21 protein-coding genes and 3 pseudogenes are annotated in these 21331 nt (G+C 39.8%); 8 read left to right on the top strand and 16 right to left on the bottom strand.

The window, feature by feature from the left end; genetic code table 11:
• Positions 1–78 precede the first annotated feature (78 nt).
• From F973_RS03610 to F973_RS14435, 3 genes and pseudogenes are all read left to right on the top strand, one after another.
• A pseudogene (locus tag F973_RS03610) lies at positions 79–351 on the top strand (iron-containing redox enzyme family protein); the annotation flags it as partial.
• A 104-nt stretch (positions 352–455) separates the two neighbouring features.
• Positions 456–1278, top strand: a protein-coding gene (locus F973_RS14440; protein ID WP_155756450.1) for an IS5 family transposase whose coding sequence is annotated in 2 segments (ribosomal slippage) — positions 456–833 and positions 835–1278 — 822 coding nt in all. Because the reading frame shifts where the segments join, the coding sequence is not laid out codon by codon here.
• A gap of 102 nt (positions 1279–1380) precedes the next feature.
• Positions 1381–1613 (top strand): annotated as a pseudogene (locus F973_RS14435) (helix-turn-helix transcriptional regulator); the annotation flags it as partial.
• A gap of 133 nt (positions 1614–1746) precedes the next feature.
• Here F973_RS14435 and F973_RS15555 read toward each other — a convergent pair.
• From F973_RS15555 to ybaK, 8 genes are all read right to left on the bottom strand, one after another.
• The gene (locus tag F973_RS15555; RefSeq protein WP_265596393.1) at positions 1747–1872 is read right to left on the bottom strand and encodes a hypothetical protein; all 126 of its coding nucleotides are present in this window, start codon (positions 1870–1872) and stop codon (positions 1747–1749) included.
• Between the two features lie 24 nt (positions 1873–1896).
• Positions 1897–2640, bottom strand: coding sequence for an adenosylcobinamide-GDP ribazoletransferase (locus F973_RS03590; protein ID WP_004760045.1), 744 nt, complete (start codon positions 2638–2640; stop codon positions 1897–1899).
• A complete protein-coding gene (locus tag F973_RS03585; protein WP_004760044.1) occupies positions 2640–3245 on the bottom strand; it encodes a histidine phosphatase family protein in 606 nt (201 codons plus the stop codon). The genes F973_RS03590 and F973_RS03585 overlap by 1 nt, the downstream gene beginning before the upstream one ends.
• Positions 3238–4305: a nicotinate-nucleotide--dimethylbenzimidazole phosphoribosyltransferase gene (gene cobT / locus F973_RS03580; RefSeq protein ID WP_004760043.1), complete on the bottom strand. Its 1068-nt coding sequence runs from the start codon at positions 4303–4305 to the stop codon at positions 3238–3240. The genes F973_RS03585 and cobT overlap by 8 nt, the downstream gene beginning before the upstream one ends.
• Position 4306: 1 nt before the next feature.
• Positions 4307–4822, bottom strand: coding sequence for a bifunctional adenosylcobinamide kinase/adenosylcobinamide-phosphate guanylyltransferase (cobU, locus tag F973_RS03575; RefSeq protein WP_004760042.1), 516 nt, complete (start codon positions 4820–4822; stop codon positions 4307–4309).
• A gap of 2 nt (positions 4823–4824) precedes the next feature.
• Positions 4825–5448: a 2'-5' RNA ligase family protein gene (locus tag F973_RS03570; protein ID WP_004760041.1), complete on the bottom strand. Its 624-nt coding sequence runs from the start codon at positions 5446–5448 to the stop codon at positions 4825–4827.
• 73 nt (positions 5449–5521) lie between these two features.
• Positions 5522–7654 carry a bifunctional mannitol-1-phosphate dehydrogenase/phosphatase gene (mtlD, locus tag F973_RS03565; RefSeq protein WP_004760040.1) on the bottom strand — a complete coding sequence of 711 codons (2133 nt, stop codon included), beginning with the start codon at positions 7652–7654 and terminating at the stop codon, positions 5522–5524.
• Positions 7655–7959: 305 nt separating this feature from the next.
• Positions 7960–8427: a Cys-tRNA(Pro) deacylase gene (gene ybaK / locus F973_RS03560; RefSeq protein ID WP_004760039.1), complete on the bottom strand. Its 468-nt coding sequence runs from the start codon at positions 8425–8427 to the stop codon at positions 7960–7962.
• A 169-nt stretch (positions 8428–8596) separates the two neighbouring features.
• Between ybaK and F973_RS03555 the strand changes: the two genes are divergently transcribed.
• From F973_RS03555 to F973_RS03535, 5 genes are all read left to right on the top strand, one after another.
• Entirely contained in the window at positions 8597–8899 is a 303-nt protein-coding gene (locus tag F973_RS03555; RefSeq protein WP_004683793.1) for a hypothetical protein, read from the top strand.
• A gap of 195 nt (positions 8900–9094) precedes the next feature.
• Positions 9095–10468: an ABC1 kinase family protein gene (locus F973_RS03550; protein WP_004760038.1), complete on the top strand. Its 1374-nt coding sequence runs from the start codon at positions 9095–9097 to the stop codon at positions 10466–10468.
• Positions 10469–10705: 237 nt separating this feature from the next.
• On the top strand, positions 10706–11992 hold the full coding sequence (locus F973_RS03545; protein WP_171062302.1) for an acyl-CoA dehydrogenase family protein: 1287 nt from the start codon (positions 10706–10708) through the stop codon (positions 11990–11992).
• Between the two features lie 15 nt (positions 11993–12007).
• Positions 12008–13207: an acyl-CoA dehydrogenase family protein gene (locus F973_RS03540; protein ID WP_004760036.1), complete on the top strand. Its 1200-nt coding sequence runs from the start codon at positions 12008–12010 to the stop codon at positions 13205–13207.
• A 134-nt stretch (positions 13208–13341) separates the two neighbouring features.
• On the top strand, positions 13342–14559 hold the full coding sequence (locus F973_RS03535) for an ATP-binding protein (protein WP_004677476.1): 1218 nt from the start codon (positions 13342–13344) through the stop codon (positions 14557–14559).
• A gap of 53 nt (positions 14560–14612) precedes the next feature.
• On the opposite strand, the gene gorA is transcribed toward F973_RS03535, so the two are convergent.
• From gorA to F973_RS14430, 8 genes and pseudogenes are all read right to left on the bottom strand, one after another.
• Entirely contained in the window at positions 14613–15965 is a 1353-nt protein-coding gene (gene gorA / locus F973_RS03530; RefSeq protein ID WP_004760035.1) for a glutathione-disulfide reductase, read from the bottom strand.
• Between the two features lie 60 nt (positions 15966–16025).
• A pseudogene (locus F973_RS14165) lies at positions 16026–16501 on the bottom strand (IS30 family transposase); the annotation flags it as partial.
• 56 nt (positions 16502–16557) lie between these two features.
• Entirely contained in the window at positions 16558–17475 is a 918-nt protein-coding gene (locus F973_RS03520) for a hypothetical protein (protein ID WP_004758111.1), read from the bottom strand.
• Between the two features lie 18 nt (positions 17476–17493).
• The gene (locus F973_RS03515; protein WP_004760033.1) at positions 17494–18633 is read right to left on the bottom strand and encodes a toxic anion resistance protein; all 1140 of its coding nucleotides are present in this window, start codon (positions 18631–18633) and stop codon (positions 17494–17496) included.
• Between the two features lie 12 nt (positions 18634–18645).
• Positions 18646–19422: a hypothetical protein gene (locus tag F973_RS03510; RefSeq protein ID WP_004760031.1), complete on the bottom strand. Its 777-nt coding sequence runs from the start codon at positions 19420–19422 to the stop codon at positions 18646–18648.
• A gap of 123 nt (positions 19423–19545) precedes the next feature.
• Complete coding sequence (locus F973_RS03505) at positions 19546–19962, bottom strand: PaaI family thioesterase (RefSeq protein ID WP_004760029.1); 417 nt, start codon at positions 19960–19962, stop codon at positions 19546–19548.
• 105 nt (positions 19963–20067) lie between these two features.
• The gene (locus F973_RS03500; RefSeq protein ID WP_004760027.1) at positions 20068–21051 is read right to left on the bottom strand and encodes a fatty acid desaturase family protein; all 984 of its coding nucleotides are present in this window, start codon (positions 21049–21051) and stop codon (positions 20068–20070) included.
• A 156-nt stretch (positions 21052–21207) separates the two neighbouring features.
• A partial coding sequence (locus tag F973_RS14430) for a zinc ribbon domain-containing protein (RefSeq protein ID WP_155756453.1) occupies positions 21208–21331 on the bottom strand: 124 nt, incomplete at its 5' end.

The raw sequence follows: 21331 nt of genomic DNA, 5'->3' as shown, positions 1-21331 counted from the left end.
GTCGGGGAGGATGTCAATAAATTCAACAACAAAATTATAGTGCTTCAGAAATAACATTATCTGAAGTGGAAATATAATTGGGCAACAGGGGACTGGACTATACAGGTGTATAAGGGAATTCAAACCTACACCCAACATCCAGAAGTCAATATTAATAAACGATCACTTGCCTGGTTAAGAGCACATGCACATTATGATGACCTACATCCTTATGAGGCTATGGAACTGATCAAGCGACTGTGTGACAAAGATCCAGTTTTGCAGAGAAAGGCTTTTTTAGCTGCCAAAGAAGGATTGGCCTATTATGAGCTTGCTCTTGATGAGTGCTATAAGTTGCAGCATAAAAATTAAAATCCATAAGACAGCTATTTAGTTAATACTAAATAGCTGTCTGGTTTTTATATTTTGATCAATAGACCTCTTGCGAAAGTAAAAACTGCCTCAATATAGATTCCATGAAATATCAGAAATTAAACCGTTTTTCAGATTCTGAATTCAAGCGCTTGGTTGGCGTACCTCGACCAGTTTTTAGTGAAATGGTCGAAGTTTTAAAAGAAGCAGAATCACTTAAAAAGAAATCTGGGCGTCCTCATACTTTAGCTATAAAGGATCAATTATTATTAACACTCAATTACTTACGGAATTACAGCACTCAATTGGAATTGGCTGCAAATTACCATATCGCTGAAAGTAATGTGAATCGAACCATTAAAAAGGTTGAAGATGCATTAATGAAATCAAGGCGTTTTACCCTGCCAAAACGAAGCATTACAACAGCAGACGAACAATTTAACTGGGTCATTATTGATGCTACAGAATGTTCAATAGAACGTCCCAAAAAAAAATCAGAGTAAGTTCTACAGTGGTAAAAAGAAGAAACATACGCTAAAAGCCCAAGTGATCTATCATCCGAAGAGCAAACAAATCATAGGAGTAGATATATCTTCTTGCAGTCAGCATGATATTAAATTGGCAAGAAAAACAGTTAAGAAATTCAAACATTGTGAATATGTTATGACCGATTTAGGGTATTACGGATTAGAGCAAGATGGCTTTAAATTGTTGATGCCAATCAAAAAAAAGAAAAAATTTCCATTATTTAAAGTTGAGAAAAAGTACAATAAAATGATTGAAAAAATACGAGTTGTGATCGAACACATTAATAGTCAATTGAAAAGATTTAGAATACTCAGTGAACGCTATCGAAATAGACGGAAAAGATTCGGTTTGCGCATTAACTTAATTGCCGCACTGGTAAACCGGATGAACTTGCAATAACGACTTTCGCAAGAGGTCTAATTTAATAGTTGCATTTTTTCATCAAAGTTTTCTAGAACAAGACATTTTAAATGTTGCAATTCATCAAAACAGGTAGCGTAAAAACCACATACATCAGAAAGGACCTTGCAGCGCCAGCTCACGAATGAGTAAACATCTTTTCAAAGAATTATTTTTGCAGGCAGTAAGCAGAAAATCTTTTAAGAGAAAACCAGTTATCAATTAAAGAAATTTCAGAACGTTTAGGTTATGCAGACATTTCACATTTTTCACGCGCTTTTAAAAAATGGACAAGTGTTACACCAAAATTTTATAGAGAGATTTCTACAAACTAAGGGCTGAAGTTATTGAAGCGAAAAAGTCTGATCGTTTACAGTGATACCTAAATGATCCAGAGCATCATGCAAATTATCCTAAAAATTAAGATGGAAAAATATTTGGTTTTTATTTCGCATAATGTATATTATGTTAAATAAATAATAAGGCATCGTTTTTAACAACATCGGTTTCTACTCCTGAGTTCAGGCCTAAACATGAAAATGAACCAACCGCCAGTAATGCCTTTTGTAAACGAGAATATGGAAACGTTTTCACACTCTCAACCCGTCTTTTTATATTTTAAGCAATATAAAAATAAGCAACCACAAATGCAATGAGTACATTCATTTCGCTTAATTCAATACCTGCGCCAATGGTATCGCCTGTAATTCCACCAATTCTTTTGATAAATAGTGAACGCAAATAAAAAAGTAACAGTAAAAAGCTAATTAGTACGACTAAGCCATACCATTTGAATAGATAAAGCAATGATAATGTAATGACAAATACTATCCATGAAATAGCTTTGGGAAGAAAATCCGTCATTGAGCGTCCCAAACCTTTATCTCTGACATAGGTTGTGGTTAAAAACAAAAATAAGGCGACATTACGTCCAAGCATAGGAACCAGAATCAAAAATACATTCAAATGCTGTTCAATTAACACATAAAGCGCTGCAAATTTTAACAAGCACACTATGATGAGGCTGAGCACACCAATTGGACCAGATGCTGGGTCTTTCATAATCTTTAAGGTACGTTCTCGATCTCCAAAACCGCCTACCCATGCATCTGCGGTATCGGCAAGACCATCCAAATGTAGCCCACCAGTAAGCCAAATCCAGATGACCAAGACTATACTGGCTAACAGAATGGCGGGTAACTTGATCAGAGCAACAGATAATCCAAATAAAATCAACCCAATCAATAAACCAATTACAGGATAAAATAATAAGGATTGTGCATTTTGCCTTGCCGTGGGGATTTGCTTTAATTGCACAGGAACAATGGTGAGAAATTGCAGGGCAATCAAAAATGGCAACATTACTCCACCCTTTCAAAAGCTAATTGTGCTGGTTGATAAGACAACCTAAAGGAATGTAATTGCCCAGGTTCAGCAGACATTTTGAGCAGATCATCCAAACATTGTTGTTGTGCCAAACAACTTAATAGTTTAATCACACCGCCATGTGTGACTACCAATGCAGAATGATATTGATGTTGCCGCATATATTCGGCAATCTGCTGAAAACCATTGAAGACACGTTGATGAAACTCGACTAAAGATTCCCCGTTTGGCGCATGATATTGGGTTGGAAATTGCCAGAAATTTGCCAATAACTCAGGTAATCTTTCATAGATGGTTTGAGTTGAAATGCCCTCCCAATCACCGAAATACATTTCCTTGAGATATTCATTTATAAATAAGGGTCGCTGTAAATCATTTGATAATTTTTCGGCAAATAATCGGCAACGCTGTAAGGGTGAACTAACAACTACATCCCAATTCTTTTGATTAAGATGATGTTGAACGGTCGCCTGCATTTGTGACCAGCCCTGTTCTGTCAGTTCGTCATCTACCCAGCCACGCAAGGTATGACCTAAAGTTGTCTCACCATGACGCAACAAGTCCAGCCGTAACTTAGCCAACTTTATCACCTGAAACCACCGCTTCTGCAAAGGTTGCCATTTGATTATGCAACGCACAGGCAAGTTGAAGCATGGATAATGCTGCGCCTGCACCACTGCCTTCACCTAAACGCAGGTTTATGTTTAAAATTGCTTGGGCATTCAGTTCTTTTAAAATACGTTGATGACCATATTCAGCCGATTGATGACCAAATAACATCCATTCTCTGGCCTGTGGCTGAATACGAACCGCACATAAGGCAGCAACCGAGCTAATAAAACCATCAACAACGATTGGCAACCCCATTTGTGTGCAACGCAGATATGCTCCTGTCATGGCGGCAATTTCCAGTCCACCGACCGCTGCTAAAATTTTTAAAGGATTATTGGTCACATCATTTTTATGTAATTTCACTGTCTGATCAATAACTTGAATCTTGTGTTGTAATTGTTCATGATTAATCCCTGTGCCAACACCTGTAAGCTGTTGCGCTGATTCATCTAGCAGTAAACAGGCAAGTGCCGAAGCTGAACAGGTATTGCCTATACCCATCTCACCTGCAATAAAAATATCAGCCCCTTTCGATTTCGCTAGGTCTACGCTGTTTTTACCCAATTGTAATGCAGCCTGACACTCTTGTTCAGTCATTGCAGCCTGTTTGGCAAAGTTTGCTGTACCTGCACGAATACAGTGGCGTTCAACGCCTGCATACTCATAAGCATCACCAACAGTTCCACAATCAATCACCTGTAAATGAGCCTGATGATGCTTGGCAATCACACTGATCGCTGCGCCACCTGATGCAAAATTTTGCAGCATTTGGCGGGTTACAGTTTGCGGATACGCCGAAATATTTTCTTCTACCACGCCATGATCACCTGCAAAAATGCTAATCCACGGTTTATTGATTTTTGGAAAAACCGTACTCTGTAAACTTGCCAAGGTCATTGCAATCTGTTCTAAATCACCCAATGCACCTGTCGGTTTGGTCAGTTGTAATTGACGTTGCTCAGCCTGCAATTTTGCATCCAAATCAGGATGCTGAACTGGCGCTAAATACCAATGAGTTTGTTCAGCCATATTATTTTTCACCTTTTAAAATCATTGGAAATCCTGCCACACAAAACACCGCTTTATCCGCCAATTGGCCTAATGCCTGATGTAAACGCCCTGCCTCATCCACAAAACGTCGGCTGATTTCACCCATCGGCACAACACCAAGCCCTGTTTCATTACTCACTAAAATGATGTCTGATTTCAATTGGGGCAATACTTTCAGTAGTTTTTCGGTTTGTTGCTGTAATGCTGTATCTTCAGCCAATAATAAATTGGTCAGCCATAAGGTCAGGCAATCCACCAAAATGAGTTGATTTTCCTGATCAAGTTGCAGCAATTGATCTGCCAGAAAAATGGGTTCTTCACAGAGTTGCCAATGACTTGGACGTTGTTGCTGATGATGTTGAATGCGTTGCTGCATTTCTTCATCCAATGCCTGCGCCGTTGCAATATAGACAACTGATAATCCGCTTTCTTTGGCTGTTTGTTCAGCCAGACGGCTTTTACCTGAACGTGCGCCACCTAAAATCAGTTGTAACATATTTAACCTAATTGAATTTGATGATAAGGATAAAGTAATCCTTGTAAAATCTGGGCTTTATAATAGCCGAAAGTGAGTTGGTTCACCTGAATTTTCATGTTCTTTCGTGGCAGTTTTTGAATACGTTGCAGAACCAAATCACTGGCCCAAGTATCACTATAAAGCCCCAATGTGATATGCGGACAATAATCAACTGCTGCAATCTCTGTTGAACTTTGTGCAAGTTGTTTACGGATTTTGCCTAGGATGTTGTTCTGATCATGGATATGCAGGAATAATGCACTACTAAAGCTATCAATCTGGGTCATTTCCAGCTCAAAAGGTTCTAGCCGTAGTTGTTGAAGTAATTCAATTTGGTGATTTAAGGTCTTAATTTCAAAATCATCATCAAAATTGGGATGATGAGAAGTTAAGAAACCACAAACAAATAGTGTGATGTGATATTGGCGCTGATTCGATTCAATCAATAAATCTGAAAACTGTGCCCTGATCTTATTTAAATAGTGGATGAGTTCAGGTTGGCAAATCTCAATATACCACACCCCATAATCCGAACGCCCACGATGCCATTCAGGATAGTCTCGAATGTCGGTAGCGATCAGTTGACTGGATGCTTGTAATAACACAACATTTAGAATGACTTTAAAGTTGTGCTATTCAAACATAAATTGCCAAAAAACTTAAGGCTGAATATTGAATTTAGACATATTCAGCCGAAGTCATCCAGGCTTTTTGGACATTGGAATAAAGTGGAGTTTTTTGAAGTTGTTGCTGAATTCCCTCATATAACAAGTTAAGCAAGGCCTGTTTCTGGAAATCTAAAATGTCCAGTTTTGCAACATTTCCCTGTAGATGCTGCACAATTTCAATTTCATCCAATGCCAGTATGGTTAAGGCATAGACATAACCCCCAATTGCACCTGTTAATAGGTTCTGATAAGGAAGCTGTTGCTGAATATGATTCTCAATACTGCCCAAAACGCGCTCATTTACATTTAACTTGTATAAAGGATTTCTTGCGACACGTTCACAAGGGTCTTTATAAGCTGATCGACAAGAATTTAAAAAACTTTCCGCCATACGATCCAGCTCTTTCGACTGGTTTGGCACAATACTTCCCAAACCCAGCTTCACCTCATCAACCAATTTAGTCATAAAGTTTCTAAGTTCTGAATCGGCCAATGCAATACCGATGGTTTCATGTCCCGCCAGACTCGCCTGCCAAGCCAGCATGGCATGACAACCATTCCACAAACGGTTCTTGATGATCTGAATATCAGAAATATGATCAACCAAAATCATTTGGCGCATTTTGCTCAGCAACGGACTACGATTTTCCACATAAATCGGCATATCCACTTCGCTATTGAACAAAATTAAGTCCATATTTTGTAAAAACTGCCCCGCCTGAAATTGTCCGCGCATATCTTCCAGACACACCTTAAGTTGCTGTTCCTGTTTTTCAGACAACGCCGTTTCATCTGATAATTCTATGGTGTCCTGATTTAAATCATTCTGATATTGCTTAAATAAACGGTGCTTGATGTTTAACTGGCGATACAGTGCCTTATCCCTGAGCTTGGACACCATTCGATTAACCACAGTGTCACAGAAATAGTGTTCACTTAAAATATGCTCGGCAATATCCTCATCGGTGATTTCAAGCAGTGCCTCACGGAGACATTTCAGAATCAGGAACTTGGCCCCAACCTTGTTCAACACGATCAGGAATGTAATCGGCTCATCGTTCTGTGTGTCCTGTGACATAAAACGTGCCAGTAAACCTTTGGCAATGATTTTTGCTTCAGATGCAATCGCCTGTTCAGGTAGACACAGTGCAATCAAACTGGATTGCATATACATATCCAGCATCTGCTGTTCATTGTCAGCATTGATTACTGTTAGATTCTCAATCCGCTCATCGTAAGAACATTGGCCATAGCGGATGCTGTAGCTGGCAAAACTATTGACTGACTCAAGATATAAACGGTTTCGGGTCGATGCCAAAATTCGCTGTGGTCGGGTGAAACCATCCCAGTGAGATAAAATCTGGGCAATATAGCCACCGCCAATCGCGCCAAAACCATGAATCCCCACAGTCAACTGGTTCAGGCTTTGTGGAAATGGTTCCTGTAACTGTGGCATGCTCATTTCAGGAATATACTGATCCAAAGCATTCAGACAATCGTACATATCCTGGTAATAAAACTTTGCCTTGGAAAGCATCTGATCATTGGGCTCTTTAATATCTTTAAATAACAGCGTAATACCACCTGCGTCACAGGCTGAGCAAATTCCATTTTCGGAGTCTTCAAACATTAGGCATTGTTCAGGCTGTAAATTTAGCTTTTGTGCAGCCTGTATAAAAATTTCAGGATGTGGCTTGCCCCGTTCAACTTCATCACCACAGACCAGTAGGTCAAAAAATTTATAGACATTGGCGTTAATTAAATATTCTTCCGCAATTGCCCGACGGCTTGAAGTCGCTACAGCTATTCTTAAACCAGATTTTCTTAAGCGTTCCAGAACCTGCATCAGCCCTTTCTTGACTGGAACACCATTTTGACGAATCAATTCAAGTTCCAGCGTATCCGCACGTTGACGAATCTCTGGATAGGAAACGCTGTCTCCATAATATTTTTTTGCAAGTTGTTCAGCAGTTTTGGCGCTTAAGCCAAGGCACTGCATCAAATAATCATCTGAAAATTCCTGTCCAATGAGTTCCTGAGAAGCCTGTTTTAATGTCTGAAAGCGTAGTCGCTCTGTATCAAACATTGTTCCATCCATATCAAAAATTGCCCCCTGAACAGGATAATCATGAAAAATCAGCATTGTTACTCCTTTGTTTTGTTATACGTTTTATAGGGTAACCAAAAAATAGGTTTAAAATTCAAATAGTAAACAAATGAAATAAATCTGAACAAAAAACAATCAAATGTGTTTTAGTTTATATATAAATATCTATTTATTGGTCAGAATAGTTGCATCATTTGAAAAAATATGATTCTTTTTTAATCATTTTAGCATCAATGCGTATGCGTAAATATTTTTATTATAAATTTCATTGACTCTCTTATATTTCCATTTTCAGTAACGCCAACACGTAAATTTGCCTAAAATTCTACCATTCCATATATTTACTGATCCAAAACATCCGAAAAAGTTGCGCCAAGCAGTTTTGCCAAATCTTGCGGGTTCAGACCAATATCCAATCCCCTTTTTCCACCACTCACATAAATTTTGGTCAATGCTTGCGCCGTTGCATCAATCACCGTTTTTAGCCGTTTCTTCTGTCCCAATGGGCTGATTCCTCCCACCAGATAACCTGTCAAACGCTCCGCATCTTTTGGATTGGCCATCTGTAGTTTCTTGCATCCAACTGCTGTGGCAACTTTCTTTAAATTAAGTTGATGATTGACAGGCAGAATGGCAACGAAAAAGTTTTTTTCATCAGTGACCAGTAAGGTTTTAAACACTTCCTCTACCCGAAGATTCAGTTTTTCTGCCGCTTCCAGACCAAAGCTTTTAGCATTGCCATCATGTTCATACTCATGAATTGAAAACGGAATTTTATTCTTTTCTAATAACTTGCAGGCTGGTGTCATATTTTTCAGTTTAATTAAATCTGGGTTTAAAACGGGTATAAGTGTAGCAAATTTGGATAGATAATTAAATTTTACTTAGGCTATTTTGATATAAATCCACATCTTGATAATTGGACAATGAACCTCATATATTCATTCAAGGTGAAAATGAAAAAGGCTCAAGTCATTTATGAGTTACAAACATAATAATTTAATGGCAATGCGCCAGAATTATTGGGATGATGAATCCTCTACCATACAAGCTGAAAAGCAATTTCTGAGAGATACACTTATTGAAGAAGGTATTTTTAAGGATGCGACTTTAGAAGATACTAAGTATTTTTTCTTCACCCTCCCCAGTATTATTATTGTCAAAGCCCATGCCCTCGGTTTTCATCACAGCCATGTGAAGCGTATGCTTATTCAGCATATTCACACCAACAGAGCTGCTTTAATGCGGAAGTCATCACTAAAAATTCAGTTTAAGATTTAGCACAAATGTATATTGGAACCAGTCTAAAGATAAAAATTTTACTTAGGCTATTTTAATAATATTGATCTATTTCACAAATTTAGACTAATAATTCAAGCGATTGAACTATTTTAATACGTTCAAAAGCTGTAATATCCACTAAAATTTAACTCTCGGCTTTCCTCCCCTCCGATTTCAGCATAGGATTTTTCTTTCATGTCAGATCAGAACGATAAGCTTAAGAACCTAAAAACTTCATCGGTGGATCGCCGCTTATCTATTGCAAAAGCCTCTTTACTTGCTGGAACACGCTGGGCAACTGCAAGTGCGACTTCTATTTTCTCCAGTGAAGAAGAAAAAGAGAAGAAACGTAAAAAGGCCATGGCTGAACAGGCACAATATTTGGTTTCTGAAATTGGGAAACTAAAAGGTTCAATTGTCAAGATTGGGCAAATGATGGCTTTATACGGCGAACATTTTCTACCAGAAGAAATCACACAGGCGCTAAACACGCTAAACAACCAGACTGTTGCCTTGGCCTGGCCTGCAATCAAAGCTCATTTGCAAGAACAGTTGGGTTCAAAACTCGATGAATTGACCATTGATCATGAACCAATCGGAACGGCCTCACTGGCTCAGGTACACCGTGCCACACGTAAATCGGATGGTTTAGAGCTTGTCTTAAAGATTCAATATCCAGGTGTCGCTGAAGCAATTGATTCAGACATGAACCTTTTCAGGAACATGTTAAAACTCACCCGTATGGTGCCGCAAACACGCGAATTTGATCAGTGGTTTGATGAAGTCCGTGAAATGATGCATCGTGAAGTGGATTACGGGATTGAGGCAGCAACAACTCGCCGCTTTGCTGCACGTCTGAAAGATGACTCTCGTTATATCGTTCCTGAAATTGTCGATGAATTTTGCGCTAAAAAAGTGCTGTGCATGACCTTTGAGCGTGGTGTGCCTGTAAATAGCCCTGTCATGCTCTCCCTGCCACAGGAACGCCGCAACAAGCTTGGTGAAGCCTCTTTAGAGATTGCAGTACGTGAGCTGTTTGAATGGGGCGAAATGCAAACTGATCCAAACTTCGGTAATTACCTGGTTCGTTTGGGTAACGGCGATGATGTAAATGACAAAATCGTTCTCCTCGACTTTGGTGCAATTCGTCAGTTCGATGAGAATTTGCTCACTGTTGCACGTAACCTGATCCATGCTGGTTATAACCATAACAAAGATGAAATGGTTAAAGCGATGACAGGCTACGAGTTTTTTGATGCAATGCCTGAAAGTATCAAACCAGGTATGGCAGATGTGTTCCTGATCGCAACAGAAGCTTTTAGCTGTCCAGCCAATAATCCAGACATGCCAGCAGGTGTTATGGATGAGCAGGATCGTTATGACTGGAAGAAAAGCCAACTGCATAGCCGCGTCATGCAACAGGCAGCACAGTCTATGGCATCACGTTATTTCTCTGTTCCACCAAAAGAATTTATGTTCATTAGCCGTAAGTTTATTGGTGCATATACATTTATGACAGTGATTGAAGCAAAGACCAATGTGCGTAAAATGATTCGTGAGTTTGCGTAACGTACATTTATAAAAGTTATTTCGACCAATCTGATGTGTCAGATTGGTCAATTTTTTAACAGCTATTTTTTTTAATATTTTTAAAAACAAATAAAAAACAAAAAGATAATTCGTTTATCCCCCCTATATTACCCTTTATCTTTCTCAAATGAGCATGTCAAACAAGACATAGTTTTTTTAACAAGAGCATGTCAGCATAATTTTACAACCATCCTCTAGGATAAAATCATGTCGAATATGATGAATAAAGCTCAAGGCTTTGGGCTATCACTAATCACAAAAATCGCAGGAAGCGAAGTACTTGACCAACTCAAATTAAGAAAGTTTGTAGAGAAATCACTCTATCAAGGATCAAAAACAGGTTTTAAAGTACTGAATAAAACACAAAAAGCTTTTAAACCACAAGCCATTGATAAGCAACGCCTCCCAAATCAAGTTAATAAAAATTTGTTTGATCTCAGCCTGACTGAAGAACAGCAAATGACTGTCGATGCAATGTCTCAATTCGCTGAAGAAGTTTTATATGCTTTAGCGCATGAAGCTGACCATAATACACAGTTCCCAGAACAACTTTGGCAGCATTTAGTTGATTTAGGCTTAAACGACTACGCACTTCCTGAAGCATTGGGTGGTGTTGCAGCAGAACAGAATATTGTCAGTAATATCCTGATTGCTGAAAGTTTGGCAAAAGGTGATTTCAGTTTAACGGCTGGCTTACTCAGCACATTTAGCGTAATTAATGCCATTACACGCTGGGGGTCTACCCAAGTGCAATCCATGTACTTGCCTGTGTTTGCAGAAGATACCGATATTACCGCAACATTTGCTTTTCAGGAAGCAACCCCTGCATTTAACCCATTCCAGTTAAAAACCAAAGCCACAGAACAAAATGGGCAAATGACCATTACAGGTGAAAAGACGTTGGTAATTTTGGGTGATACAGCCGATGTATTCCTTGTCAGTGCCGAGTTCAACGGTCAACCTGATATTTTCGTGGTGCAATGTGATGAAAGCATTTCCATCAAAGCCAATCCTGCAATGGGTTTAAAAGCGGCAGAAACAGCAACGTTACAATTCAACCAGACCCCTGCCTTAGGTCTAGGCGATGCAGATTTTGACTACACCGCATTTGTTGACCTTGGCAATTTGATGTGGTGTGCAATGGCTATTGGTACTTGTGAAGCGATTAAGGCTTACTGTATCAAGTATGCCAATGAACGTACCGCCTTTGGTGAACCGATTTCACATCGTCAAAGTGTGGCATTCATGATTTCAGACATGGCGATTGAGATTGATGCCATGCGTATGCTGGTGCTCAATGCCGCAAGTCTGGCAGAAGCAGGCAAACCGTTCCATCGTGAAGCTTATCTGGCACGTTTACTCTGCGCTGAAAAATCCATGAAGATGGGTACAGACGGCGTTCAGATTCTAGGTGGGCATGGCTTTACCAAAGAACACCCTGTTGAACGCTGGTATCGTGACCTACGTGCAACCGCAATTTTACATTCTGGCTTACATGCTTAATTTTGGAGAATAATAATGAACTTACAAAATCCGAAAAAATTTAAAATGCTGGTTGATCAGGCGCATGAAACAGCATTGAATGTTTTACGTCCAATCTCACGCAAATATGATAAAGCTGAACATGCCTATCCAAAAGAACTCGATATGCTCGCTGCCCTATTGGATGGTATGAATGAAAGTGGTGAAGGTGTAGGCGCTGCCAATGCAAGTAAACGTGGTACAGCCAATCCTCATACCATCGTAAACGGTGGTAATATGTCGGCTGCACTCGGCATTATTGAAATGTGCTACGGTGATACGGGTTTATTGCTAAGTATGCCTCGTCAGGGTTTGGGCAATTCCGCGATTGCTGCAGTTGCCAATGACGAACAGCTTGAACGTTTCAAAGGCACCTGGGCTGCTATGGCCATTACTGAACCAGGATGTGGTTCAGACTCAGCTGCAATCCGTACTACTGCCACCAAAGATGGTGATGATTATATCCTGAATGGTGAGAAAATCTTTGTCACTTCGGGTGAACGTGCAGATTCCGTTGTAGTTTGGGCAAGCTTAGATAAAAAACTTGGTCGTGCTGCGATTAAATCTTTTGTAGTACCCAAAGGTACGGCTGGGATGAAAGTTGAACGTCTCGAACACAAGCTCGGGATTAAAGCCTCAGATACTGCGGTGATTAGCTTTACGGATTGCCGTGTGCCTGCCGCAAATTTATTGGGTAATCCAGAAATTGATGTTGCTAAAGGTTTTGCTGGTGTGATGGAAACCTTTGACAATACCCGCCCATTGGTTGCGGCTATGGCGGTTGGTTGTGCAAAGGCATCTTTAGAGCGTATCAAGGAAATTTTTAAAGATCAGCTTGATCCAGACTACAAAACACCATATTTACAAACCTCCAATTTAGCCGCACAGATTTACCGTATGGAAGCTGAATGGGAAGCTGCCCGTTTATTGGTACTTAAGGCAACATGGATGGCTGATAATAAAAAGCCAAATTCAAAAGAAGCTTCAATTGCCAAGGCCAAGGCTGGACGTGTTGGTAATGAAATCACGCTAAAATGCGTCGAGCTTGCTGCAAGTGTGGGCTATGGTGAGGATGAATTACTAGAAAAATGGGCACGTGACTCAAAAATCCTTGATATTTTTGAAGGTACACAACAGATTCAACAGCTCATTATTGCTCGTCGTGAATTGGGTAAATCTTCAAGCGAATTGAAATAGTCCAAATCTATAAAGGTATTCAGTTAGAAAAGGCTTTCGAGTCTTTTCTAATTATTCATGTTCACAAAAAGCGAAGACACACGTTAAAATCTAGTTTAATATTAGGTCTAATCGTAAATTAAACTAGATTTCCCATGTATATCCCCCGTCATTTACAAAATACGCTTACCAAACTCATGCGGCAATTCCCTGCTGTATTGATTACTGGTCCAAGACAAGTGGGGAAATCTACACTTTTGCAGCATACAGCACATGAGTATCATTATGTCAGTTTCGATGATCCCTTATTACTCGATCAAGCCAAGCAAGAACCTAATCTATTTTTACTCAATTATCCAAATAATGTGATTTTGGATGAAGTGCAATATGCCCCTGAATTATTCTCTCTATTAAAACTCGCAATCGATAAACAGAAACAGAATGGTATGTTTCTACTCTCTGGTTCACAAGCATTTGAACTGATGCATAACGTCAGTGAATCCTTGGCAGGACGGATTGCGATTTTAAAATTATCAGGTTTATCATTACGGGAAATTCAAAACATCCGATTTGATCAGCCTTTTATTCCAAGTTTAGACTATATCCAACAACGTGAACCTCATTTACAGCAAGTTGATGTATGGAAAACCATTCATCAAGGTTACTTGCCACGGCTGTATGAACAGGAAACAGATTGGGACATTTATTATGCATCTTACGTTTCCACCTACATTGAACGAGATGTACGTCAACTGACCCATATCAATAATATTACTGATTTCACACGGTTCATGGTTGCCATTGCTGCACGAAGTGGTGAGTTGCTTAACTATAGCAGTGTGGCTCAAGATGTCGGGATTTCAGTCGATACGGTAAAACGTTGGGTAACCATTTTACAAACCTCAGGGATTGTTTATTTACTACAGCCCTATAGCAATAATCATCTTAAACGTGCCATTAAGACTCCAAAAATCTATATGTTAGATACTGGGTTGATGGCATGGCTAACCAAGTGGTTAACCCCTGAAACCATTCAACAAGGGGCAAAAAATGGGCAATTTTTTGAAAGCTTTGTGATGAGCGAAATTATTAAATCTTTCTATAATCAAGGAAAAGAACCACCTATTTACTTTTACCGAGATACCAATCAAAAGGAAATTGATTTACTGATTGAATATGACCAAACCTTATATCCCATAGAAATCAAGATGACTGCCAATCCTAATAAACGTATGGCACAGGCATTTGATATTTTGCGTAATCATTTACCTCACAATGAACTCACCATTGCCCATGGCACAATCATTAATCAATATCCACAAAAGCTATGGCTTGCCGAAAACTTACTCGCTTTACCTTTTAACTTTATTTAAATCCAGTTTAATTTAAGATAACATCGTAAATTAAACTAAAAAAATCGAATCACTTAACGCATCGTCACAAACTCTTCCGCAGAAGTTGGATGAATGGCAACGGTATTATCAAAATCCTTCTTGGTTGCGCCCATTTTCAATGCGACTGCAAAGCCTTGTAATATTTCATCCATACCAAAACCAATTCCATGAATACCGACAATTTTTTCCTCTTCTCCCACACAAACCAGTTTCATTTTAGTAAGCTGTCTATGTTGTGTAACCGCACTAAACATTGCCGTAAATGTTGATTGATATAGTTTTACAGCTTGCCTGCCATATTTTTCAATCGCCTGTGCTTCAGTCATTCCCACTGTTCCAATCGGTGGATGGCTAAACACCACGGTCGGAATATTGTCATAATCCAAATATTCATCAAGTTTATGATTAAACAATCGCTCAGACAGTTTTCGGCCTGCCGCCACAGCCACAGGTGTTAATTCCATTTTGCCAGTAATATCACCCACTGCATAGATTCCTACCTGTGATGTATTCTGAAATTGATCAACTTGAATATAACCTCGTTCATCAAGCTGAACATTTGCCTTATCCAGATTCAAACTTGCAGTGTTCGGCTCTCGTCCTATTGCCCAGATTAAACAATCTACTGTATGACTTTCACCATTTTCCAAATGCAACATCACCGAACCATCAGCCTTCTTTGTCACCTTTTTAGGCGTAGCCTGCGTATGTACCTTGATACCATCCGTTTGCATCGCCTCAACTAAAGTTTCACTGATGAACTGCTCAAAACGACGTACAGGCAAATCCTTACGGATAAACAGCCCAACCTGAGAGCCTAAAGCATTCAATACGCCAGCCAACTCAACGGCAATATAACCAGAACCAACCACAGCGACTGTCTTAGGTAAGTCCGATAATTCAAAGAAACCATTCGAATCGATACCATATTCTGCCCCCTCTATCTTGGGTAACGATGGCTGCGTTCCAGTGGCAATCAGAATGTGATCTGCGGTTAATTGCTCATCATTCACCTCAATAGTATGTGAATCAATAAAAGTTGCAGTTCCATGAATGAGATCCACTTGATTATTACTTAGGCTATTTTGATAGGAGTGGTGAATTCGTTCTATATAAGCCTGTCGATTGCGGACTAACTTTTGCCAGTCAAATGAATCCAACCTGCTATCAAAACCATAGTCTGGGCCATATTTGTGAATGGTTTCCGCAACTTGGGCCGCGTACCACATCACCTTTTTAGGGACACAACCTGCATTGACACAGGTTCCGCCAATCTCACCCTTTTCAATTAAGGCACATGTCTTCCCATATATGGCGGCACGATTAACAGATGCTATCCCACCACTTCCACCACCAATCGCAATATAATCATAATGTCTTGTCATCATTGCCTCATAATATCAACTGCATGTGATTTATAGTTTTCTCTTCTATAGATGGCGAATTCAAACATAAGGTGAGACAGTTTTAAAAGCCTTATGATAATCAACAAACTGAGCAAATTTCCTAATGGTGTGAGCCAATCTAACGCTTTTCTAGGACGAGTATTCAGTGACATGGCAACTTGATTTAAATAATGCTGATCTGCCTGATTTAAATCAATCCCTTTAGGTAAATATTGCCTAATTAAACCATTCATATTTTCGCATGTGCCTTTTTGCCAGGGTGAATGTGGGTCACAGAAATATACATCTATGCCTAAATCTTCTTCGAGTGTTTTATGTTCTGCCATCTCACCTCCACGGTCATAGGTCAACGTTTTACGCAGTTCTGCAGGTAAATATTTCAGAGCTTCAGTTAAAGCCTTGCGCACTGATTCTGCCTTTGCATCAGGTAATGTTGCCAAGATACAGAGCCGTGTATTTCGTTCAATAAGGGTTGCTATCGAACTTTTATTGTCTTTACCTTTAATTAAATCAGCATTATTCTAGATAGACGTTAAGTAGATTCAACTTAAAATCTTGTTATAAAGCGAATCTATAAATCATCAAGCTTTTGTGTAATTCGAACGCGGCGATTTTTTAGGTGCTTGGCGAGGATATATAGAATTGCACTTAAAGCGGCAACCAAGAAGATCATCCCCCACAGAACCACATTTACGATTTGTGAAACACGCTCTGCCTGTTGCGCACGTAAATCCAGTGGTTGTGTCAAAGCGGTGATGCTTTTGCCATAAAGTTGCTGCTGCATGACCCATAACTGCTCAGGTTTAAAATCATATTCTTTAAACTGAACTGGGTTATTCTTCTCAGCGAAAATCAATTGATTCACATAGACATTGGCAGTTTTACGATCAACAGGCTGATGTAATAAAGCCACTTGTGCCAACACATAGGCTTTTTCAGTCGATGAAATGTTTGCCTGCTTTAGGTCCTGCGCAATCTGGCTTTCAACGATATTGTTCTCATAGCTCATCCATTGCTGATAAGCCTGCTTGGTTTCATCTTTCCAGTCGTATTGGATGTAACTCAGACCAGACCAAAGCAAGATAAACGAAATCACCCATGCCAGAATACGCTGTGTCCATGCTTGGAAACGTTGCTGAAAAAACTTAAATTTCTTCATCCAACTGACTAGTAAAAATGCCCCAATAAACGAAACCAAAATTTTTAGAAACAACCAACCAAACCATGATAATAAATTAAAAAAATAGTCGACTGGTTGTTTAAATGGCACCAATTCTTGAACATGATAAGGCAAATCCAGTGCCTGAACATGCACGGAAAGATCAAAGAAACGATAGATAAACTCTTTTTGCAAAAACAGGGATGCAATGATGACAACCCCGAATGTGCTGGTCAGAAAAAACCAGATCATCAGGTGACGTTGGCGTTTCTTTAAAATATCTAAACGCTGATCAATCGGCTGTACACTCAAATCGTCTATGGGTGACAATGATCTTTCCTCTTAAAATTACTCATTCAGTTTTTTCGGGGGATTCTGCCCGCTATTTTCAAGAACCAAATGATTCAAACTATCCTGTAATGCACGCAAACGTGTGGTTGCTTCAGCACGTTTCTGCATCCCTTCTTTCTGGATTTGAATCACGTCGTTTACTGTTTTAATGAGGGTATTTTGTACATGTTCAAGGGTTTCCACATCAATCACTGAACGTTGATTCGCTTTAGCGGTATCGACTGAGTTCTGATGCAATAGTTCAGCATTACGGCGCAGTAATTCATTGGTAGTATCATCAATGGCCTTTGCCAGTTGTACACTATTCTTCTGCTCCTGCAATGAAATTGCCAAACTAATCTGGTTTTTCCATGCAGGCAAGGTAATGTTTTTAATCGCATAGAACTTATCCACCAACATTAGGTTATTTGACTGGATAATCCGAATCATCGGCAAAGTTTGCATCGCAGATTGCTGTAGAACCTGTAAATCACTGACTCTTTTCTCAAGGTTATTGGCCAGGTGATTCAGGTCATAAATCTGCTGTGTGGTTTGCTGATCCTGTTCTTGCGTACTTAAGCTTGAAATTTGTTGCTGGATGTCCTGCTGTTTCAACTGCCCCGCAGCAATATAAACACCAAGTTGTTTATATTCATCCTGAACAGCATCAAACATCTTGTCGAGTGTTCCCACCCGTGCCTTAAGACCTGATTGCGAGCTTTCAATCTCTTTCACCAACACATCAATCTGTTCTTTGGTGGTATTAAAATGCTGGTCAAAACTTTGCTTGGCATTCTTAAACCTGCTCAACAAACCACCAAAAAAGCCTGAGCTTTTTGACTTGTTTAAAATACTGGAAGTATTGAGTTGCTGCGCGACCTGAACCACTTCATTGAGCTTTTGGCCTGTTGTATCAAGGTCTTTGTTTTGAACCAAACCCAACAACTCATCTGTATAGGTTGATGTTTTATTGGCAATGTTTTTACCGTATTCGGCCACCACAGTGGTACTGATGTCTGCAAGTTCCTTATGCGCATCCATAACCTCGGCAAAGTCCTGTGGCTGCAAGCCTAACTCTTTTAGGTTAAGTTGTTCAAAACGCTGCTCCTGCCTCATTGCAAGTTCGCTGGATGATTTTATAAGTTCTGAATCTGACATGATATTCCCCTCTTATTTCTGTAATGATTTTTTCAGATTTTGGATTAAATCTTCTCGGCTTTTGTCCAACTGCTCAATGGTCTTTGATGAGTTGGACTCACGACTTTGCTCTAGATAATAACGCCACGCTGGAATCAACACCTGCTGCGCCTCTTTAAAACGGTCTAAAAGGCTAAAAGATAATTGCTGTGACAATTGCATCTGTTTCATTGCAATGTCATTGCTGGTCTGTAAAGTTTGTAATGTATTGATCTTTTTAGATAGACGCTCAACGAAATGATCAAGTACCTGCTGTTTACTAAACTGGGGATATTCTTTTAAAAACTCATCAGCAGCATATATATACGCCGCCATCTGTTCCCTTAAACCCAGAGCCTGCTGCAAACGTGACTGCGATTTCTGAATCTCAACCTGTAGCTTTTGGCTTAAGTGGTTTGCCTCACTGATTAAACGATCCAGATCTTTGACATATTTGACCTGTCCAGCATCATATTCAACGTCAATCCCCAGCCATTTTTGCAGTGCATTAAATTTTCGCCCGCCCACATAATTTTTTGAGCGTGACAGTTGCTGAACAATCTGGGTAATCACTTCACTGAGCTGCTGGTTTAACTTCGGATCGACACCATTCAACAGGACACTTTGCGCCTGCACCAAATGATCTGCATAATGATTTAAACGATGGGGATCAGTGATTAAAGGCAATAAATCATTACGTTTAATCGCCAGAATATGTTCTTGATTCAGTTCAAGTTGTGATAAAGGGGTTAAGTCGAGCGGTATAGTCATAGAAGTAAAAAATAGTAAGAACAAATAAATTTGATCGCTATTAGTTGTAGCATGTTCTTACTATTTCGCATACTTAAATGTTGTTATGATTTTTAAGCATTTCATTTTATCATTTTTAAAAACTTATGATTTTTGCGGAAGCGCATAGGTCCCAATCACATGCGCCACTGGTTCCTCATTACCTACAGAATATAACCATACTTCCCCTGTCACCAAGGTTCTGCCAACTTTAATCAACTTACAGACTGCCCTGATATCCCGTGTTCCATCTGGCTTGCGAAAGAAATTGATATTCATGTTGGTAGTGACCGCCATTTTAACCAATCCCAAATGTCCAATAATTGCCACATACAGGACAAAGTCTGCCACCAGCATCAGGGTTGGCCCAGACACAGTCTGACCAGGACGCAGGTCATCCTGATCCACCCGATACAACAATTGCGCACCTTTAGGGGTAATCTCTTCAATCGTGTTCTTTCTAAGTGCCTGTGAAAATTCCTGAGCCAGAAACTCAATGATTTCCTGTTTATTCGCTGCCATATCTCTCAAAACCTATAATGCTACAACCTATCATCCATTTCAGTTTATACTCAAGGAACAGAAAGCAACCTACTTCTCCTGAACAAAAACAAGGATCATCAATTTTTAATCTGCTTTTGCTGAAAGCTCATTCAACACTTGCCAATAAGTGGGTGGTTCAGCAACATGACCACGCTCACGTAACATCTGGTGCATTCTTGGCAACTTAAAATAAGGCACTGCCGCCATCAAATGGTGCTCTTTATGATAGTTGACATGAATCGGCGCAACTAAAGCCCTTGCGATATAACCTGCTTTAGTCGTGCGAGTATTGGTCAAGGCACTATTGCTGGTTTCCATTCCTGCATGTTCCGCCATGGAACGAACACGTAGCAACAGTGGAAACGGCGTTACATAGGCCAACACCCAAAGCGCATAGAGTTTGGGATGTCCTGCTGCCCAAAGTGCCGAAAATAAAGCGGTATTGGTGGCAATGGCCCCACCGCTATTTTTTAGAAATGCCTTTGGATAATCAGACCAGTGCCGTCCTGTTTGATCGATCCAACGACGGTCATTGGAAACCGTCCACTCCATTTTTTCAATGTCCATCAACACACGCCCAATCGCGAATTTAAAACCAGTCACGCCCGATAAATCACGCATGAATTTACGCATTACTGATTTTTTAGAGGTCGGAAAACCTGTAACAAGTGATAAATCTGGATCATCTACCGTTGATGTTTTACTGTGATGGCGGAGATGATGCTTACGGTATTTATGCAGGTCATTCCAGACTGGACGGGCACATAACCAGTCGGTTAAGGTATCGTTGAGCCATTTGGTTTTAAACAGACTTTGATGTGAAGCATCATGCGTAAGGATAGCCAGCGCCAATTGACGGCCAGCCAGAATAACCAAGGCTACAATACATATGAGCAACCTGCCCCAGTTTGGCAAATATTCCCAAAAGCCAGCAACAGTGGCAAAGGTTCCACCAATCACCACCCAGGTTGATAAAACAGCCCAGCTACCATGCAGATCCGATTTGGCAGTCAATTCCGTGATTTCTTCCCGTGTGAACAAATCACTAATAGCCGTACGTGTGTTCATATCCTATCCTGCAATTTTTGTATTTTTATAAAACCACATAACTATTCACTTTATTCTAAATTAAGTAATATTTCTGTCAATAAATTAAAATTAAATTTTTAGTAATATTTGTAATTGGTATTTACACGACACTCAGTTCTTGACATCCTCCCCGACCTAAAGGACGGGGATTCCTCCTGCGAGACGCTCATGTCCGAGCGCAAGAATATTCAGTGCGGAATTTACATCCCGATCATGGAGCGTACCGCACTCCATGCACTGCCATTCTCTTATTCCAAGA

The sequence above is a fragment of the Acinetobacter sp. CIP 102129 genome (assembly GCF_000368305.1).
GTDB lineage: Bacteria > Pseudomonadota > Gammaproteobacteria > Pseudomonadales > Moraxellaceae > Acinetobacter > Acinetobacter parvus.
Note: the sequence above shows the minus strand (reverse complement) of the source record. Positions and strands in the feature narration are given on the sequence as shown.

Bases quoted from the DNA above. Each gene is read 5' to 3' on its own strand.
- F973_RS03500 (WP_004760027.1), bottom strand. From the start codon at position 21,051: ATGAACACACGTACGGCTATTAGTGATTTGTTCACACGGGAAGAAATC.
- F973_RS03550 (WP_004760038.1), top strand. From the start codon at position 9,095: ATGTCAGATCAGAACGATAAGCTTAAGAACCTAAAAACTTCATCGGTG.
- F973_RS03505 (WP_004760029.1), bottom strand. From the start codon at position 19,962: ATGGCAGCGAATAAACAGGAAATCATTGAGTTTCTGGCTCAGGAATTT.
- ybaK (WP_004760039.1), bottom strand. From the start codon at position 8,427: ATGACACCAGCCTGCAAGTTATTAGAAAAGAATAAAATTCCGTTTTCA.
- F973_RS03540 (WP_004760036.1), top strand. From the start codon at position 12,008: ATGAACTTACAAAATCCGAAAAAATTTAAAATGCTGGTTGATCAGGCG.
- F973_RS03545 (WP_171062302.1), top strand. From the start codon at position 10,706: ATGATGAATAAAGCTCAAGGCTTTGGGCTATCACTAATCACAAAAATC.
- cobT (WP_004760043.1), bottom strand. From the start codon at position 4,305: ATGGCTGAACAAACTCATTGGTATTTAGCGCCAGTTCAGCATCCTGAT.
- cobU (WP_004760042.1), bottom strand. From the start codon at position 4,822: ATGTTACAACTGATTTTAGGTGGCGCACGTTCAGGTAAAAGCCGTCTG.
- F973_RS03590 (WP_004760045.1), bottom strand. From the start codon at position 2,640: ATGTTGCCATTTTTGATTGCCCTGCAATTTCTCACCATTGTTCCTGTG.
- F973_RS03555 (WP_004683793.1), top strand. From the start codon at position 8,597: ATGAGTTACAAACATAATAATTTAATGGCAATGCGCCAGAATTATTGG.
- F973_RS03535 (WP_004677476.1), top strand. From the start codon at position 13,342: ATGTATATCCCCCGTCATTTACAAAATACGCTTACCAAACTCATGCGG.
- gorA (WP_004760035.1), bottom strand. From the start codon at position 15,965: ATGACAAGACATTATGATTATATTGCGATTGGTGGTGGAAGTGGTGGG.
- F973_RS03510 (WP_004760031.1), bottom strand. From the start codon at position 19,422: ATGACTATACCGCTCGACTTAACCCCTTTATCACAACTTGAACTGAAT.
- mtlD (WP_004760040.1), bottom strand. From the start codon at position 7,654: ATGCTGATTTTTCATGATTATCCTGTTCAGGGGGCAATTTTTGATATG.
- F973_RS03515 (WP_004760033.1), bottom strand. From the start codon at position 18,633: ATGTCAGATTCAGAACTTATAAAATCATCCAGCGAACTTGCAATGAGG.